The 16803-nt window shown below is 73.2% G+C and carries 15 protein-coding genes; 12 read left to right on the top strand and 3 right to left on the bottom strand.

The annotated features are described in order from the left end of the window. Window positions 1-52: 52 nt before the first annotated feature. The 4 genes from mce (at window position 53) to Aiant_RS16110 (ending at window position 4929) form a co-directional block, all read left to right on the top strand. Entirely contained in the window at window positions 53-550 is a 498-nt protein-coding gene (gene mce / locus Aiant_RS16095; protein ID WP_189328726.1) for a methylmalonyl-CoA epimerase, read from the top strand. A gap of 249 nt (window positions 551-799) precedes the next feature. After that, complete coding sequence (locus Aiant_RS16100) at window positions 800-2113, top strand: coiled-coil domain-containing protein (RefSeq protein WP_189328725.1); 1314 nt, start codon at window positions 800-802, stop codon at window positions 2111-2113. Between the two features lie 243 nt (window positions 2114-2356). Beyond that, on the top strand, window positions 2357-3748 hold the full coding sequence (locus tag Aiant_RS16105; protein WP_189328724.1) for a Laminin subunit beta-1: 1392 nt from the start codon (window positions 2357-2359) through the stop codon (window positions 3746-3748). Between the two features lie 62 nt (window positions 3749-3810). Continuing rightward, window positions 3811-4929: an AI-2E family transporter gene (locus Aiant_RS16110; protein WP_189328723.1), complete on the top strand. Its 1119-nt coding sequence runs from the start codon at window positions 3811-3813 to the stop codon at window positions 4927-4929. 425 nt (window positions 4930-5354) lie between these two features. Here Aiant_RS16110 and Aiant_RS16115 read toward each other — a convergent pair whose 3' ends face one another. Further along, window positions 5355-6155, bottom strand: a complete 801-nt coding sequence (locus Aiant_RS16115) for an alpha/beta hydrolase (RefSeq protein WP_189328722.1) — start codon at window positions 6153-6155, stop codon at window positions 5355-5357. 53 nt (window positions 6156-6208) lie between these two features. Then, window positions 6209-6538 carry a hypothetical protein gene (locus Aiant_RS16120; protein ID WP_189328721.1) on the bottom strand — a complete coding sequence of 110 codons (330 nt, stop codon included), beginning with the start codon at window positions 6536-6538 and terminating at the stop codon, window positions 6209-6211. 53 nt (window positions 6539-6591) lie between these two features. On the opposite strand from Aiant_RS16120, the gene Aiant_RS16125 reads away from it, so the two are divergent. The 4 genes from Aiant_RS16125 to Aiant_RS16140 are packed head-to-tail and all read left to right on the top strand — an operon-like array spanning window position 6592 to window position 10665. Then, window positions 6592-8085 (top strand): aldehyde dehydrogenase family protein, encoded by a 1494-nt coding sequence (locus Aiant_RS16125; RefSeq protein WP_189328720.1) that lies wholly within the window; start codon window positions 6592-6594, stop codon window positions 8083-8085. Window positions 8086-8094: 9 nt separating this feature from the next. Further along, the gene (locus Aiant_RS16130) at window positions 8095-8733 is read left to right on the top strand and encodes an ABC transporter ATP-binding protein (RefSeq protein WP_189328719.1); all 639 of its coding nucleotides are present in this window, start codon (window positions 8095-8097) and stop codon (window positions 8731-8733) included. Then, entirely contained in the window at window positions 8730-10223 is a 1494-nt protein-coding gene (locus Aiant_RS16135) for a DUF6297 family protein (protein WP_189328718.1), read from the top strand. Before Aiant_RS16130 ends, Aiant_RS16135 begins: the two co-directional genes overlap by 4 nt. A gap of 13 nt (window positions 10224-10236) precedes the next feature. Then, on the top strand, window positions 10237-10665 hold the full coding sequence (locus Aiant_RS16140; RefSeq protein ID WP_189328717.1) for a hypothetical protein: 429 nt from the start codon (window positions 10237-10239) through the stop codon (window positions 10663-10665). Here Aiant_RS16140 and nucS read toward each other — a convergent pair. Then, on the bottom strand, window positions 10652-11311 hold the full coding sequence (nucS, locus tag Aiant_RS16145; RefSeq protein WP_189328716.1) for an endonuclease NucS: 660 nt from the start codon (window positions 11309-11311) through the stop codon (window positions 10652-10654). The two genes, Aiant_RS16140 and nucS, sit on opposite strands and share 14 nt — an antisense overlap. Window positions 11312-11371: 60 nt before the next feature. Here nucS and Aiant_RS16150 point away from each other — a divergent pair, with 60 nt between their 5' ends. From Aiant_RS16150 to Aiant_RS16165, 4 genes are read left to right on the top strand one after another with little or no spacing between them, the layout of a single operon-like run. Then, entirely contained in the window at window positions 11372-11992 is a 621-nt protein-coding gene (locus Aiant_RS16150) for a DUF4126 domain-containing protein (RefSeq protein WP_189328715.1), read from the top strand. Beyond that, entirely contained in the window at window positions 11989-13323 is a 1335-nt protein-coding gene (locus Aiant_RS16155; protein WP_189328714.1) for a hypothetical protein, read from the top strand. The genes Aiant_RS16150 and Aiant_RS16155 overlap by 4 nt, the downstream gene beginning before the upstream one ends. 47 nt (window positions 13324-13370) lie before the next feature. After that, window positions 13371-15977: an FtsK/SpoIIIE domain-containing protein gene (locus Aiant_RS16160; protein WP_189328713.1), complete on the top strand. Its 2607-nt coding sequence runs from the start codon at window positions 13371-13373 to the stop codon at window positions 15975-15977. Next, entirely contained in the window at window positions 15964-16728 is a 765-nt protein-coding gene (locus tag Aiant_RS16165; protein ID WP_189328712.1) for a hypothetical protein, read from the top strand. The genes Aiant_RS16160 and Aiant_RS16165 overlap by 14 nt, the downstream gene beginning before the upstream one ends. Window positions 16729-16803: the final 75 nt, after the last annotated feature.

Genomic DNA, 16803 nt, shown 5'->3' on the forward strand with positions numbered 1-16803 from the left:
GGAGCGGGTACCCGGGCAGCCTTAACGATGGGTCAGGTCAGAGACTAACGGCATGACGGACCACACATCGAGTGCCACCCATCCCGAGAATGTCACATTCTCCGGGGTCGAATTGCTCCGGATCGACCATGTCGGTATCGCGGTGCCCGACTTGGACGAGGCAATCCGGTTCTACCAGGAGAATCTGGGTTTGCGCTGTGTGCACCAAGAGACCAATGACGAACAGGGCGTCCGGGAAGCGATGCTCGCCGTGGGCGACGGCGCCGGTCCCCGGGTCCAGTTGCTCGCCCCGGCACGGCCCGACTCGGCGATCGCGAAGTTCCTCGATCGCAGCGGTCCCGGCCTTCAGCAACTCGCCTACACGGTGGCCGACGTCGAGGCGGCGGCCGACGCGTTGCGGGCGCGCGGCATGCGACTGCTCTACGACACCCCGAAACGCGGCACCGCGGGCTCCCGGATCAATTTCGTTCATCCGAAGGACGCCGGCGGGGTGCTCGTCGAGTTGGTGGAGCCCGCCGAACCGGTACACCGGTCGGGTGAATCAGCCTGACGCACGGCCGGGCGGCTGGCAGGATCAGTGCCATTGAGCAGGGCCGACCGCCCCATCGGCGGGGCGCCGATCACCTGAAGCCCCGACTCAGCAGGTGGCGACGGGACGACACCCGGCCCGCCGGTGAGTGACCGCCATCGCCCGAACGGGTCGGCACCCGCCTCCGCTCCAGGTCAAAGCTGATCTACATTGGGGTGCCACAGCCACACGGCCCTTGCATCCCCGCCCCCTTCTCGCCAGGATGGCGCAATGCCCCAGCAGCAGGATCAGTCCATGGACTTCTTCGACACCGCGAATTCGCAGCACGATTTCACCGTCGTGCTTCGTGGTTACGATCGTCAGCAGGTCGACGGACACATCGGCCGCCTGCTCGCCGCCCTCAATCAGGCCGTTCAGGCCCGCGGTGAGGCCGAGCAGCGGATGAATGACGCCCAGCGCCGGCTCCGCCAGTCGGAGCAGCGGCTGAACGTGCTGGAGCAGAAACTCGCCGACAGCAACAAGCTGCTGGAGGAGAACAACCGGCCGACGCTCTCCGGGCTGGGCACCCGGGTCGAGCAGATCCTCCGGCTCGCCGAGGAACAGGCCAACGATCACCGCAGCGAGGCCAAGCGGGAGAGTGAGGGCATCCTCTCCGCCGCGCGCCTCGAGGCCCGCGAGATCACCGACAAGGCCCGCGCCGAGGCCGCCGCGATGAAGGCGACCGCCGAGCGTGAGGCCGGCCAGGTGCGCACGCACGCCGAGCGGGAGGCCGCGGAGACCCGGGTGCAGGCCCGGCGCGAGGCCGACACACTGCGGTCGGACGCCGACCGCGAGACCAAGCAGCTGCGCACGGTCACCGCGCACGAGGTGGCCGAGCTCAAGTCGACGGTCGAGCGCGAGGTCTCCTCGCTGCGCGCCACCGCCGAGCGGGAGATCACCCAGGCCCGGGCGAAAGCCGGCCGGGAGGCCGAGGAGAAGCGCGCCGAGGCGACCAAGATGCTCGCCGACGCCCGGGACAAGCGGGACAAGGACCTCCAGGCGCTGGCCCTGGAGATCGCCGAGCGCCGGGAGAAGGCGGAGGCCGAGGAGTCGCAGCGGCACGCCGCTCAGGTCGCCGCCACGCAGAAGATGGTGGCCGAGGCCGAGGAGCGGGCCCGCGCCGCCGAGGACCGCGCCAAGGAGATCGAGCAGCGCGCCGAGAGCCGCCGCGTCGAGTCCGAGCGCACCTCCGCCGAGACCGTGGAGAAGGCCCGCGCTCTCGCCGAGAAGACCGTCTCGGAGGCCCGCTCCGAGTCCAACCGGCTGCTCAGCGAGGCGCGCACCGAGGCCGAGCTGACCACCCAGGCGGCCCGCCGCGAGGTCGAGGACCTCACCCGGCAGAAGGACGCGGTCACCAACCAGCTCGGGCAGATGCTGTCCGGCCTGTCCGGTCTGGTGCCCGGCGTCGGCGGGGCCGCTCCGGCCGCCGTGGCGCAGGCGGCGGCCGCCCAGGCGCCGGCCGCCCCGGCCCAGGCGGAGAAGCCGGCTGAGCCGGAGGAGGCCGAGGCCGGCGAGGAGCCGGTGGCCGCCAAGACCAACTCGTAGTTACCGCGCCGCCCGGTCCCTCCGGTTGCGCACTCCGCAGGAGTACGCCACCGTGGATCGGGCCGGTTTGGCTTTGTGACTCAGGCCGTACCGGAGTTTCTCCGGCGCGGCCTGACTCGTTTGGGCGCGTAGCCTGGGTTCCACACGAGCCCGGTCGGACAATTCGCTACTACCCACACAGTCCCGCCTAGTCCGGTGTGTATCGACACGCCGCGGGACTGTGCGTATGTGAGGATGGAAAGCATGTCGCACGGCGGTGAAATCTTCGGCCTTGGCGGAGACTCGGCCACCGAGCCCAGCTTCGAGACCGCCCTGCGGGGGTATGAGCGCAAGCAGGTCGAGCGATACGTCGCCCGCGCGGAGAACGAGATCGCCGCGCTGGCCGCCGAGCGGGAGCAGGCGTATTCGCAGATCCAGGCGATGGCGGCGCAGATCGAGCGGCTCCAGCAGGAGATCACCCAGACCCGGCGCAACTCCGGCGTCGTCGGCGAGGTCTCGTTCCGGCACCTCGGCCCACGGGTCGAGCAGATCCTGGCGCTCGCCGAGGAGCAGGCCGAGGCGATCAAGGCGTCGGCCACCGACGACATCGCCGGCCGGCTCGCCGAGGCGGAGCGGATCCGGGCCGAGGCCGAGGCGCACGCTCACGACGCCGTCCGGGACTTCGAGGTGGCGCTGGCCGCCCGCCGGGCCGAGGAGGAGAAGGCCGACGCCGCCAAGCGGGCCGCCGGGGAGAAGGCCGTGGCCGCCGCCCGGCAGACCGCCGAGCAGATCCGCGGGGAGAGCGAGGCCCTGCTGGCCCGGACCCGCGCCGAGGCGCAGCACCTGGCCGACACCGCCGCGCAGGACGCCCAGCGGGCCCGCGCCGAGGTGGACGGTTACGTGCAGTCCACCCGGATGCAGGCCGAGCAGGAGCTGAAAGCGCTGCGGGAGAAGGTCAACCAGGAGATCACCACCCGGCGCACCGAGGCCGACCGCGAGCACGCCGACCTCAAGGCCGCCGTCGAGCACGAGCTGGCGCTGCGCCGGCACGCGGTGATCGAGGAGCTCGGGCAGATGCGGGCCGGTGTCGAGAAACAGTGCGCCGACCTGCGCAGCGAGGCCGACAAGTATGCGGAGGAGGTGCTCCGCCGCTCCGACGAGCAGGCCACCGCCACCCGCAAGGAGATGGCCGCCCAGCAGGAGAAGATCGCCCAGGCCGGCCGGGAGCTGGAGGCCGCTCAGGCCAAGGTGAGCGAGGCCGAGCGGCGCCTGGCCGTCGCGCTGGACGAGGCGAAAGCGGGCGAGCAGGAGACCGAGCGGGTCAAGCAGCGGCTGGCCGAGGCCACCCAGCAGCTGGAGGCCGAGTTGCAGCGGGTGAGCGAGGCGCAGCGGGCCGGGGAGGCCGCCGAGCGGCACGCCGCCGACGTCCGCCGTCAGGTGCAGCAGGAGGCGAAACGGGTGGCCGAGCTGGCCGCCGCCGCGGTGCTGGCGGCCGCCGCCTCACCGGACGACCAGGAGCCCGAGCCGGACGGCAAGGCGAGCGCCACTGCCGTGGTTCCCCCACCGCCGGTGACGACCGAGCCGCCCGCCAAGGTGACCGCCTCGGCCAAGGTGACCGTCCCGCAGGCGAGCCGGGTTCCGGCCGACGCGGAGTAGTGACCCGGCTGGCGGCCGGTTGGTAACCTCCGGACTCTCCCGGTCCGTTGTGGAGGTCACGCATGTCATCGGAACCCGTCGAGGAGCCGGTGGACGCACCCGCTCCCGAGGACGACAGCCCGGATGAGGGCAGCCGCTTCGGGGCACCCGGCCGCCCGCTGAACCGGCGGAGTCCGTTCCTGTTCGGCTTCCTGTTCGGGCTGGGCGTGATCGTGGCGTACGCGCTGTTCCTCGGCGTCCGCAACGCGACCTCGATCCTGGTCCTGATCTTCATCGCGCTGTTCCTGGCGATCGGGCTGAACCCGGCGGTGGTCCGGCTGCGCAGCTGGGGCCTGCCGCGCGGGCTGGCCGTGACGATCGTCGCGCTGACCGTCGTGGGTCTGCTGGCCGGCGGGATCATCGCGCTGATCCCGCCGCTGGTCACCCAGACCACCGAGCTGATCAACAACGCGCCCGAGACGATCGAGACCCTGCGCCGCAGCGAGACGGTCAACGACCTGGTCCAGCGCTACGACATCGTGAACAAGGTGCAGAGCGCGGTGAACGCGGGCACCATCGGCGGCGCGGTGGGCGGGGTGGTCGGCGGCGCCAAGCTGATCTTCGGGACGATCTTCAACGTCCTCACCGTGCTGGTGCTGACGATCTACTTCATGGCCTCCTTCGACAAGATCAAGGAGGCGGGTTACTCGCTGGTCCCGGGCACCCGCCGCGACCGGGTGCGACTGCTCACCGACGAGATCCTGACCAAGGTCGGCGCGTACATGGTGGGCGCCATCTCGATCGCCATCCTGGCCGGCCTGAGCACCTTCGTGCTGGCCGTGCTGCTGGGCCTGCCGTACCCGTTCGCCCTGGCCGTGGTGGTCGCGGTCTGCGACCTGATCCCGCAGATCGGCGCCACCATCGGCGCGGTCATCGTCAGCCTGGTCGGCCTGGCCTCCTCGGTCCCCGACGGCATCGTCTGCATCATCTTCTTCATCGTCTACCAGCAGATCGAGAACTACCTGATCTATCCGAACGTGATGCGCCGCTCGGTCAAGGTCAGCGACGTGGCCGCAGTCGTCGCCGCCCTGCTCGGCGTCGCCCTGTTCGGCGTGGTGGGCGCGCTGGTCGCCATCCCGATGGTGGCCGCCGTCCAGCTGATCATGCGAGAGGTCCTGGCCCCCAGCATGGATCAGCGTTAGACCCGTCGACACGCCCGCAGCCTCGGTCCGGGACTCTCGTCGAGGACCATCCCCGCTGCCGCGATGCCGCCGGCATTCTTGCGGATCTTTTTCCGGTACGACGGGGAGCTCTGTGCGAGCCGGCCCGCGAGGCTGCGGCCCGCGCACGGCCGCTGCGCGTGTCGTGCGGGCCCGCTGGGGGAAACCGCCAGGCCCGCGGCCCGGGGTGCCGGCTGGGGCTCAGAAATGTTCCGAGCAGCCGAGACACCCCGGTGTGCCGGCCGGGCTGCAGGGCACGGCCGCTGCCGCACGCAACGGCGGGTGCCGCGGAATCCACACCGGGGCGTTGTCCACAGCCCCCGCCCGTGAACTCGCACTTTCGCGCCACACTGTTCTCGGGCGGCTCCCCCTGGGTGGGCGGGGAGTGGGAAGTGGGCGGGGAGGGGTCATTCCTTGAGGGGCTTGGGGACTTCCACGTCGGCGAAGGCGGCTACCGTGCGGTCGGCGTAGGCGTTCATGTCGCCGGTCTCCATCGGACCGTCCCAGGTGCGCGGCAGCGGGGTCGGCACGCCCGGGGCCACCCGGCGGACCACCTCGTCGAGCACCTTCTCCGCGTCGCCGACCCAGAGGTGCTTGGCGCCCGGCACCGGGACCACCTCGGCCTGCGGGATCGCGGCGAACCGCTCGGCGGCCTCGGCCGGGCGCAGGTAGTCGTCGAACTCCGGGATCAGGGCGGTCACCGGCTTGCCGTCGGTGGCCCAGGCGGCCAGGTGCTCCGGCCGGGAGAAGCGCAGCGGCGGGGAGAGCAGGATCGCGCCGGTCACCGCCGGGTCCAGCCCGTACATCAGGGTGAGGTCGGTGCCGAAGGACCAGCCGAGCAGCCAGATGTCCGGCAGGTCGGCGAACTCGGCGTACTCGATGGCGGCGGCCACGTCGTAGCGCTCGTCGACGCCGGCCGAGAAGCTGCCGCCGCTGGTGCCGCGGACGCTGCTGGTGCCGCGGGTGTTGAAGCGCAGCACGGCGAGGCCGGCCAGGGCGGGCAGCCGCCACGCCGCCTTGCGGTAGACGTGGCTGTCCATCATCCCGCCGTGGGTGGGCAGCGGGTGCAGGCAGACGAGGGTGGCCACCGGCTCGCGGTCCAGCGGCACGGCCAGCTCACCGACCAGGGTGACGCCGTCGGCGGTGTGCAGCTCGATGTCCTCCCGTTTCGCGGGGAGGATCGAGTTGGCACGGATCGGGTGGGTCATGAGGAAGGTGCTCTCATTCCGTTTCAGGGTGGCGGACGGGGCGGTGGAAGGGTTCACCCATAGCGGGGAGCGTTGCGCGAGCGCTCGACCGCGGGGCCGCGCCGGTCACGGGCGCGCCAGCAACCGGTGTGCCAGTGCCGCCGGTCGGCGCCGTCGCCGAAGTCGTCGGCCGGCCAGGCCACCACGTGCGCCACGCCGGGCCGGATGTCCTGCATGCAGCCCGGGCAGCGATAGGTTTTCGCCGCCGCCGCGCCGAAGATGTTGCGCACCATCCAGTCGCCGTCCTGCCACTGCTGGACGCGTTGCTCGGTGATGCCCGGACGGTCCCGGGGGGACTCCTCGTCGGCCGGGGGACGGTGGGGGCGGTTACGGCGGGGGCTCACAAGGTTAAGAGTACGTAGTGACTCATCGGTAACATTCGGCCTAGACTCCCGACATGACGGCGACTCACGTTCCCGGCCTGCCCGTGATCGCGGACGGCCAGCTGATCTCCACGAACCCGGCCACCGGCGCGGAAGCGGGCCGGGTGCCCGCCGCCGACGACAAAGCGGTGGCCGCCGCCGTCGAGCGGGCGCACGCGGCCGCCGCCTGGTGGCACGGGCTCGGCTGGGAGGGCCGCAAGGTCCGGCTGCTGCGCTGGCGCAGCCTGCTGGTCGAGCGCATCCAGGAGCTGGCCGAGCTCACCCGGCTGGAGAGCGGCAAACCGGTCAACGACGGCATCATCGAGGTCACCGCCGCCGTCGAGCACCTGGACTGGGCGGCCCGGCACGCCAAGCGGGTCCTCGGCCCGCGCCGGATGCGCACCCGCCTGCTGCTCGCCGAGCACGTCGGCCACCTGGAGTACCAGCCGTACGGCGTGGTCGGCGTGATCGGCCCGTGGAACTATCCGATCGTCACCCCGATCGGCCCGATCTCCGGCGCCCTGGCGGCCGGCAACGCGGTGGTCTTCAAGCCGAGTGAGTACACCCCGGTGGTCGGCCAGTGGCTGGTCGACTCGTTCGCCGAGGTCGTCCCGGAGCACCCGGTGCTGCAGGCGGTGCACGGCCTCGGCGACGTCGGCGGCGCGCTGTGCCGCTCCGGCGTCGGCAAGGTCAGCTTCACCGGCTCCACCGCCACCGGCAAGAAGGTGATGGCCGCCTGCGCGGAGAACCTGGTGCCGGTGGTGATCGAGGCGGGTGGCAAGGACGCGCTGATCGTGGACGCCGACGCGGACGTCAAGGCGGCCGCCGAGGCCGCCGTCTGGGGCGCCATGACCAACGCCGGGCAGACCTGCATCGGCATCGAGCGGGTCTACGCGGTCGCCCCGGTCTACGACAGGTTCGTCGCGGCCGTGGTGGAGAAGGCCGGGAAGCTGCGGACCGGCGAGGAGATCGGCCCGATCACCATGCCGAAACAGCTGGAGATCATCCGCGAGCACATCGACGACGCGCTGGCCAAGGGCGGCCGGGCGGTGCTCGGCGGCGCCGACGCGGTGAACCCGCCCTACGTCGCGCCGACCGTCCTGGTGGACGTGCCGGCGGACTCGTCGGAGATCCGCGAGGAGACGTTCGGGCCGACGCTGACCATCACCAAGGTGCGGGACGCCGACGAGGCCGTGGCGAAGGCGAACGACACCGCGTACGGGCTGGGCGGTTCGGTGTTCGGGAAGAAGAACGCGGTCCGGATCGCCCGGCGGCTGCGCTCCGGCATGGTCGCGGTGAACGGCACGCTCACCTTCGTCGGGATGGGCAACCTGCCGTTCGGCGGCGTCGGCGAGTCCGGGTTCGGCCGGATCCACGGCGAGGACGGCCTGCGTGAGTTCGCCCGGGCCAAGGCGATCACGGTACGCCGGGCGAAGTCCCTGCTCCCGGCGATGACCTTCGAGCGCACCCCGGCCCAGGTCCAGCAGATCGTCAAGGCCCTGCGCCTGCTCTACGGCCGGAAACCGTAGTCTGTCCGGGTGGCCGACCACCCCGCGGTTGAGGTAAGCGATCTCACGGTGAGCTACGGCTCGGCGCCGGTGCTGGCCGGTGTCGAGCTGACCGTGCCGGCCGGCACGGGCGTCTGCGTCACCGGCGAGAACGGCATCGGCAAGTCCACCCTGCTGCGCTGCGTCAGCGGGCTGCAACGGCCGGACGCCGGGCGGATCCGGGTGTTCGGCGGCACGCCGGGCGGCAGTCCGGAGTTCTGGGCCGCCGTGGTCACCACGGTCGAGCCACCGACCTGGTATCCGGGACTGACCACCAAGGAGCACGCCGAGCTGATCTGCCGCGCGCACGGGCAGGATCCGGACGAGGCCGGCGTCGACGAGGCCCTGGAGCGCTTCGGGCTGGCCGGGCACGCCGACGCCATCCCGCCGTCGCTCTCCTCCGGGCAGAAACAGCGGCTCACCCTGGCGATGGCGCTGCTGCGCCCGAGCGCGCTGCTGATCCTGGACGAGCCGGAGCAGCGCCTCGACCCGGAGGGCCGGATCGCGGTCGCCGAGATGCTCGCCGACTACCTGTCGACCGGCGGGTCGCTGCTGATGGCCAGCCACGACGACAAGTTCGCGGTGGCCTCGGGCGCCGAACTGACCACCATGGAGTCGCTGCACCCATGACGGTCCTCGTCCCGCTGCGCCCGGTCCGTCGCTGGATCCACCAGCGGCAGGCGTCCCATCGGGAACGCGGCGCCACCCTGGGCAACCTGTACGTCGCCGTGCTGTTCGTCGCGGTGGTCGGCGCGATGCTGCACCGGCAGCTCGCCACGATCTTCTGGCCGCCGGTCCCCGACCTGGGCGCGCTGCCGGCCCTCGCGCTGGCCCTGCTCGGCGCCGGGTTCCTGCTGCTGGCGCTGCGCGCGATCGGCCCGGTCACGCTCGGCCGCCCGGCCGCGTACTTCCTGCTCACCGCGCCGGTCAGCCGCCGCCGCCTGCTGTTGCCGTCGCTGCGCCTGGCGGCGGCCGGTGCGGCGGTCGTGGCGGCGCTGGTGACCACCGCGATCGCCGGGCACGCGGCGCCGCACGACCTGGCGCCGGCCATCATCGGCGGCGGTGCGCTGCTCGGGATCGGGTTGCTGCTGGTCGCGGTGGTGGCGCAGCGTTCCCGGGGCTGGGCGACGGTGCTGGACCGGCTGGCCACGGCGGCGGTCGCCGGCGGGCTGGCGCTGCTGGTCGCCGACACGATCGGCGGGGTGGATTCGCCACCGCTGCGCGGATGGCCGTCGAGATCGGCGCTGCTCACGGTGACTGCCACGCTCGCGGTGGTGGTCGCGGCGGGGAGTGCTCTTGTCGTACGCAAACTGGCTCTGACCCCTGCCGATCGCGTCCTGGACGCCGCGAAGCTCACCGGAACCCTCTTCGACAGCGCGTTCGGTGTGGAACCTTCTTTTCTCACCGACATGGTGGAGCGACGCTACTGGGCGGGCCGGCGACTGCGGTCCGCCCGGCCGCCGGCCCGCCTGCCGGTGCTGACCGGGCAGGACTTCCTGATGGCCCGGCGGCGGCTGCCCCGCCTGCTCTGGCTGCTGGCCGCCACCCCGATCCCGCTGCTGCTGGCCGGCGGGCCGGCCTGGGTCCCGGCGGTCGCCGTGCCGCTCGGCGCCATGGTCGCCGCGGGCACCACGACCGGGACCGTCAACACCGACGCGGGCAACCCGGTGCTGGCCCGGCTGCTCGGGCTCGGCTCCCGGCGCGCGCTGGTGCAGCGGCTCTGGATCCCGGGCGCGCTGGCCTTCCTCTGGTCGCTGGCCGCCCTGCTCCTGCTGGAGGTGGCCGGGAAGCTGCCGCCCGGGCCGTGGTGGCTGCTCAGCCTGCCGCTCGGCGTGGCCGGAGGCGTGGCGGCGGTGCGCCGGGCGCGGTCCGGGTTCGTCCGCAACGACCTGCTGCCGCTGGACACGCCGATGGGCACGGTGTCGACCGGGCCGCTGGTGTACGCGTTCGCCGGCCCGGACGCCCTGATCCTGGCCGTGCCGACGGTGGTCGGGCTGATCGTGGGCGACCCGCTGAGCCTGACGCTGATCGTCTTCCAGTTCGCGCTGGCCCTGATCGGCACCCGCGGCTACCTGGTCGCCACCACCGACCCGGACCGCGTCGAGCTGTCCTCGCGCTGACCGGGGAGCGGACATGCCGAACGAACTGACTCCGGACGAGAACGCCCTGCTGCTCCAGCGCCTGGCGGCGATCGGCGAGGCGGCACATCACGGCGGCGGCCTGGGCGCGCGGCTGGCCGGCCGGTTGCTGCGGCCGGACATCTTCGAGACCAGCGTGACGCTGCCCCGGCCGGTCGGCGAGGCGGTCGGTCAGGTCGGACGGATTCTGGCCGGTCTGGGCATCCCGGTCCCGATGACCTCGCACGGCGGCCGCACGCTGCGCGCGATGATCGGCGCCGGCGCGCTGAACCTCAACCCCGCGGTGGTGACCGTCTCGCTGACCGGCGCGGGGTGGGAGGCGACAGTGGCCCGGATCCGCGGGGTGGCCAAGGAGGGGCTGATCCGCCAGCACGCCGGGCGGAAGGCCGCCGAGCGGGTCGCCCGGGCGCTCAGAACAGCGTGAGCTCGTCGCGCTCCATGCCGCGCAGCTTGTCGTAGTCGACGACCACGCAGCGGATGCCGCGGTCGGTGGCCAGCACCCGGGCCTGCGGCTTGATCTCCTGGGCCGCGAAGACACCCTTGACCGGGGCGAGCAGCGGGTCCCGGTTCATCAGTTCGAGGTACCGGGTGAGCTGCTCGACGCCGTCGATCTCGCCGCGGCGTTTCACCTCGACGGCGACCGAGCCGCCGTCCGGGTCCTTGAGGAGCAGGTCGACCGGGCCGATCGCGGTCATGAACTCGCGGCGGACCAGGGTGTGCCCCTCGCCGAAGGTCTCCGGGTGCTCGGCCAGCAGTTCCTGGAGGTGCGCCTCGACGCCGTCCTTCTGGAGGCCGGGGTCGACGCCCAGCTCGTACGAATAATCCTGGAAGACCTCCTCCAGGGTGATCCGCAGCTCCTCGCCGGCCTTGTTCACCACCTTCCAGACGCCCTCCGCCTCCTGGAGCTTGCAGGGCGGACTCATCCAGTTCAGCGGCTTGTAGGCACGGTCGTCGGCGTGGATCGAGACCGAGCCGTCGGCCTTGACCATGAGCAGCCGGGTGGCGAGGGGCAGATGAGCGGAGAGCCGGCCGACGTAGTCGACGGAGCATTTCGCGATGACCAGACGCACCCGGCGACCCTACCGGACGTCCGCTGAGCGCGATGTGCACGGCGATGCCATGCTGGCAACGTGTTCGAAGCATTGACCGGCACCGGCCTGGCGGCATCCGCCGGCCTGAATGCGTACATCCCCCTGCTGACCATGGGCCTGCTGGCCCGGTACACCGACGCGATCGACCTGCCGTCCGGCTGGTCGTGGCTGGCCAACGGCTGGACACTGACGATTCTGGCGATCCTGTTCGCCATCGAGGTGGTCGCCGACAAGGTGCCGGTGGTCGACCACGTGAACGACGTGGTGCAGACCGTCGTCCGCCCGACCGCGGGTGGCCTGGCCTTCGGCGCCGGCTCCGCCTCGCAGACGGTCACCGTCTCCGACCCGGGCTCGTTCTTCTCCTCGCACCAGTGGATCCCGGTCGCCGCCGGCGTGCTGATCGCGCTCTGCGTGCACGGGGTCAAGGCGGCCGCCCGCCCGGTCGTGAACGTCACCACGGCCGGGTTCGGCGCCCCGGTGGCGAGCACCGCCGAGGACATCGGCAGCATCACGATGTCGGTGCTCGCGATCCTCCTGCCGATTCTGGTCCTTTTCGGTCTCGCGGCCATGGTGTGGGTCACCGTCTGGGTGTTCCGGCGCCGGAAACGCCGCCGGGAAGCGAAACTGGCGACTGTCGAAACGCGTCGCCTGTTTGGTTGACTCTCCGGGTGCCCGCGCTCGCCGTACCCGTCTTCGCCCTCTGCTGGTGGCTCGCCGGTTATCTGCTCGGCCGGGATCCGGGGCGGCCGGCGCTGCGCTGGGCGGCCGGCGCCCTCACGTCGTACGCGGTCGGCCTGGTCGCCTGGACCGTCGCGCCCGGTGGCCGGACCGCCGAGATCCTGATCTGCCTGCCGGCCCTGGCCTGGGCCGGCAGCGTGGTCGCGCTGCTGCCGCTGTCGCCCGCCGAGCGGCGCCCGGTGGACATCGGCGCGCTGGCCCTGGGCGTGACCTTCCAGGTGCTGGTGATCGCGCTGCCCGGGGCCGGCAAGCTGGTCGGCCTGACCCCGCTGGCCGGCGTCCTGATCCTGCTCTGGCGGGTGCGCGCCGAGGTGGTGCCGCGCAGCCTGCCCCTGGCGCTGAGCACGATCGCCGGGCTGTACGCGGCGAGCCTGGCCGTGCTGCTGGTCCCGATGGACGCCGGCGGCCCGGCCCTGGCGCTCGCCGCGGGCGGCCTCGATCTGCTCGTCTTCGGTTACCTGATCGCGGTGGCACACGCCGTGGCCGGCGGCGAACGGCTCCGTCCCGATCTGCGGCGGTCGCTCGCCGCGGTCGTCGCCGTGCTGATCCTTATCGGTCTTCCGGTGACCTTCACCATGATCGCCGCAGACGGTGACGGCACCGTGCTGGTGCTCCAGTTCGTGGTGGTCGCGGTGGCCTCGGTGGCGGCCGGGCTGACCGGGCGGCTGAGCCGGCTGCTCGACCGGGTCGCGCTGGGCGGGGACAAGCGGCTGCGCAACGATCGGGCGGCCCTGTTCGTGAACGCGGACGCGCTGCTGCGCCGGCGGGAACGGCGCAAGCTGACCGAGATCGGCGAGCCGGAGTTCCTGCGACTGACCCGCCGGGCCCTCGCCGACTTCAACGATCTGAACCGGCTGTCCCGCAGCCCGCTCACCGACCTGCCGGTGGTGGGCCGCCGGATCGCCGGGCGCGGCGACGACCAGCCTCGCGCGCGGGCCCGGGAGCTGCGGGCGGTCCTGCGCGAGGCGGTGTCGGCGCTCCGGCCGCCGGGTCCGTTCAGCACCACCGACGAGTGGCGGTACTACAACACGCTTCAGTTCGTCGCGGTGCTCGGGCTGAATCCGTACTCCCGGCGGCAGCGGCTGGACGGGCTGAGCCGGGAGGCGCGGATGGCGGTCGACTGGTTCCGGCGCACCGTCCCGCGGGACACCATGCGGCAGTGGCAGCGAGAGGCCGCGATGGTGGTGGCGGCCCAGCTCTGGGAAGCCCTTTCTGACTACAGATCACGACACGCAATGGCTAATCCGTCTTAATGGTGGAAAATCGCTAAAATCCCCCCACATGGAGTCCGGGGGGTGGCGTGGGTAGCAACCGGAACGCGCTGGTCGCCGCGGTTCGGCAGGAACTGGCCGAGGCTCGCGGCTCCGCTCGGGCGGTGCTGGCCGCCGCCGAGTCGGCGCGCGGCGAGGCGCAGAGCCGGCGTCGGCTGGTCCGGGACGCGTACGCCACCTGCCTGACCCAGCTCGCCGCCGCCCGGGAGGCCGCCCGCGACGACATCCAGCGCCGGTTCCGCGGCGAGGCCACCCAGCTCGCCGGGCACCTGCGTGGGCTCGCCACCTCCAGCGCCACCGGCGCGGCCGGCGCGCCCTGGCGGCTGTGGTCACCGAGCGAGCCGGACCCCGGCGCCCGGCCCGGCCTGCTGCGGATCGGCGCGATCACCTTCGAGGAGACCGCCGCGCTGCCCGGCCTGATCCCGCTGCTGGACGCCGTGCACCTGCACGTCTCGGGACCGTCGCCGCAGGTGGACGACCTGATCACCGGGGTGCTGCTGCGGGCGCTGGGCAGCACCCGGCCGGGCGACGTGCAGCTGACCGTCTACGACCCGGAGAACCTGGGCGGCACGCTCGCCCCGTTCGCCCCGCTGAACCCGACCTTCGTCGGGCCGGGCGGGCTCGGCTCGCTCCTCGACGACCTGGCCGAGCACATCTGCCGGGTGAACGAGTCGCTCGGCGGGCAGTACCCGTCGCTCGCCGACCTGGCCGCCGCCCGGCCCGGCCCGCGCCCGGAGCCGTGGCGGCTGGTGGTACTGCTCGCCGACCGGGCCACCTCGGTGGAGATGACGCCGGGGCAGCGGGCGCAGCTGGGGCGGATCGTGCGTACCGGGGTGGCCTGCGGGGTGCACCTGGTGGTGCGCGGACTGGAGCTGGACGACGACCCGACGGTGGAGCGGATCACCGTGCTCCGGGACCAGCTGGCCACCTGCGGCTCGCTGGGCAGCCTGGAGATCCGGCTGGACCCGCCGCCCCCGCCGGACCGGATCGCGGCGTTCTGCCGGACCACCGCCGAGCGGCTGCGCGCCGGACCCGGCCCGGCCAGCCTGGCCGACCTGGAACCGGCCAAGCAGTGGGCCGAGTCGTCGGTCTACGGCCTGGTCGCGCCGATCGGGGACAGCACCGACGGGACGCTGGTCGAGGTGCCGCTCGGGGACGACCCGCCGCACGCGCTGATCGGCGGGCCGTCCGGCTCCGGCAAGACCAACCTGATCTACACCTGGCTGGGCTCGCTGGCCACCCGGTACGGGCCCGAGGAGCTCGCGCTCTACCTGCTCGACTTCAAGGAGGGGGTGTCCTTCGCCCGGTACGCCCCCGGGCAGCGGGACCCGAGCTGGCTGCCCCAGGTGCGGCTGGCCGGCATCAACGTCAACGGGGACCGCGAGTTCGGCCTGGCCATGCTCCGGCACCTGAGCGAGGAGCTGCGCACCCGGGCCCAGGCGGCCAAACGCTACGACGCCGGCAAGCTGGCCGAGCTGCGCGCCGAGGACCCGACCGGGCACTGGCCGCGGATCGTCGCCGTGATCGACGAGTTCCAGGTGCTGCTGGCCGGGCGGGACGCGGTCGCCGACGAGGCGGTCGACCTGCTGGAGGACCTCGCCCGGCGAGGCCGCTCGCAGGGCATCCACCTGATCCTGGCCAGCCAGGACGTGGCCGGGATCCAGGCGCTGTGGGGCCGGCCCGGGCTGATCGCCCAGTTCACCCTGCGGATCGCGCTGCCCAAGGCGCGCCGGATCCTGGCCGACGACAACCTGGCCGCCGCGGTCATCCCCCGCTTCCACGCGGTGGTGAACACCGAGTCCGGGATGTCCGGGGCGAACCGGATCGTACGGCTGCCGGACGCCGGCGACCGCGCGGTCTGGCGCGCGGTGCAGCGCAAACTGTGGCGGACCCGGCCCGCCGGGTGCGCCGAGCCGCGTCTCTTCGACGGCGACGCGGTGCCCCGGCTGCCGGCCGCGCTGCGCCCGGCCGGGCGGGTGCCGTCCGCGGACGCGCCGATCGGCTCGTCACCCGGCGCGGTGCTCGGCGAGCGGATCGACGTGGCCGCCCAGCCGGCGCGGCTGCGGCTGGGGCGGATGCCGGGGCGGAACCTGGCGGTCCTCGGGACCCGGGCCGAGGAGGCGTGCGACGTGCTCGCGGCCGCCGCGCTGAGCCTGGCGGCGCAGGGTCCGGCCCACTTCAGCGTGATCTGCCTGGACCCGGGCGCCTCGTCGGCCGCCGCCCGGCTGGTCGCCGAGTTGCCGTCGGCGGACTGGTACGACGCCACGGACGCCCGCTTCGACCTCGACTATCTCGACATTCCGCACTACGTCATCGGGTACGCGCTCGACGCGGCTCGGGACCCGGGGCTGAAGAAGCTGCTGGGCGAGGGGCCGGAGCAGCGGACCCACGTGCTCGGCTGGTGGCGTTCGGTGGCCCGGCTCCGGGACGACCTGGGCGGCATCGGGGCGCGGTTCGACGCCATCGGCGCCTGGGTCGCGCTCGACGTGCAGGGCGCCGACCTCACCCCGCTCTACCCGCAACCCGGCGGCCCGGTCTGGTACCCGCGACCGCGCCGGGCGCTGTTCTTCGACCGTTCGGTGCACCGCACACCCGAAGTGATCATCCCGTACGAGGTGAACAGTGACCACACGTGACCGGCAGCCGCCCAGCCGCGACTACCAGTTGATGGTGAGCGCCCTGGCCGAGGTGACCCGGCGGCGCGACGCCGAGCTGGATCAGGCGGAGCAGGCGTATCAGGACAACGCCGCGCGGGCCGCGGGCGAGCTGGCCCGGGCGGAGAACGACGCGCTGGCCGCCGACCGCTGGGCCGGCGCGGCCGCCGCGCAGGTGCTGGACGTCGACAGGGAGGCGGCGCGGCTCTGGGACCAGCTGCGCCGGGCGCGCGGGCTGCGGGTGCGGGCGCTCGGCGAGGTGCCGGAGCCGGCGCCGGTCGAGGCGCTGCCCCGGGTCGCCCTGCAACGCCGGCCGTCCTCCGTCGACGGAATCACCGACCGGGACGCCGCCGGCCGCCAGTCACCCCGGGCGCTGCTGGCCCGCGCGGCCGACCGGATCGACGACCGCGTCCGGCCCGGCGGCCGGCGGTCGCTGCCCCGCTGGTCGCTGCCGCTGCTCCCACTGATCGGCGCGCTCGCCTCGGCGCTGGCCGGGCTGGTCGCGGCCGGCCTGGTCACGTTCGGCCAGCAGGCCGTCTGGGGCGGCGCGGTCATCCGCGGGCTGGGCTGGCTGGCCTTCATCGTCGCCCCGTCGGCGGGCGTGCCGGCCGCCGCCTTCCTGGCCCACCGCCGGCTGCGGGCCCGGCTGGACGTCGGTGGCATCGGGCTCACCCTGCTCGGCGGCATGGTCGCCGCCACGGCCCTGTCCCTGACCTTCGCCGCCTCCCACTGACCGCGGGCCGCGGGCCGCGGGCCGCGGGCCGCGGCAACGAACGGCTCCGAAACGGCCCGGGGCACGTCACGGCCC

This window comes from Actinoplanes ianthinogenes, assembly GCF_018324205.1.
In the GTDB taxonomy this organism is placed as follows: domain Bacteria; phylum Actinomycetota; class Actinomycetes; order Mycobacteriales; family Micromonosporaceae; genus Actinoplanes; species Actinoplanes ianthinogenes.

Bases quoted from the DNA above. Each gene is read 5' to 3' on its own strand.
- Aiant_RS16135 (WP_189328718.1), top strand. From the start codon at position 8,730: ATGACGGTCCTCGTCCCGCTGCGCCCGGTCCGTCGCTGGATCCACCAG.
- Aiant_RS16115 (WP_189328722.1), bottom strand. From the start codon at position 6,155: ATGACCCACCCGATCCGTGCCAACTCGATCCTCCCCGCGAAACGGGAG.
- Aiant_RS16140 (WP_189328717.1), top strand. From the start codon at position 10,237: ATGCCGAACGAACTGACTCCGGACGAGAACGCCCTGCTGCTCCAGCGC.
- Aiant_RS16105 (WP_189328724.1), top strand. From the start codon at position 2,357: ATGTCGCACGGCGGTGAAATCTTCGGCCTTGGCGGAGACTCGGCCACC.
- Aiant_RS16125 (WP_189328720.1), top strand. From the start codon at position 6,592: ATGACGGCGACTCACGTTCCCGGCCTGCCCGTGATCGCGGACGGCCAG.
- mce (WP_189328726.1), top strand. From the start codon at position 53: ATGACGGACCACACATCGAGTGCCACCCATCCCGAGAATGTCACATTC.
- Aiant_RS16100 (WP_189328725.1), top strand. From the start codon at position 800: ATGCCCCAGCAGCAGGATCAGTCCATGGACTTCTTCGACACCGCGAAT.
- Aiant_RS16110 (WP_189328723.1), top strand. From the start codon at position 3,811: ATGTCATCGGAACCCGTCGAGGAGCCGGTGGACGCACCCGCTCCCGAG.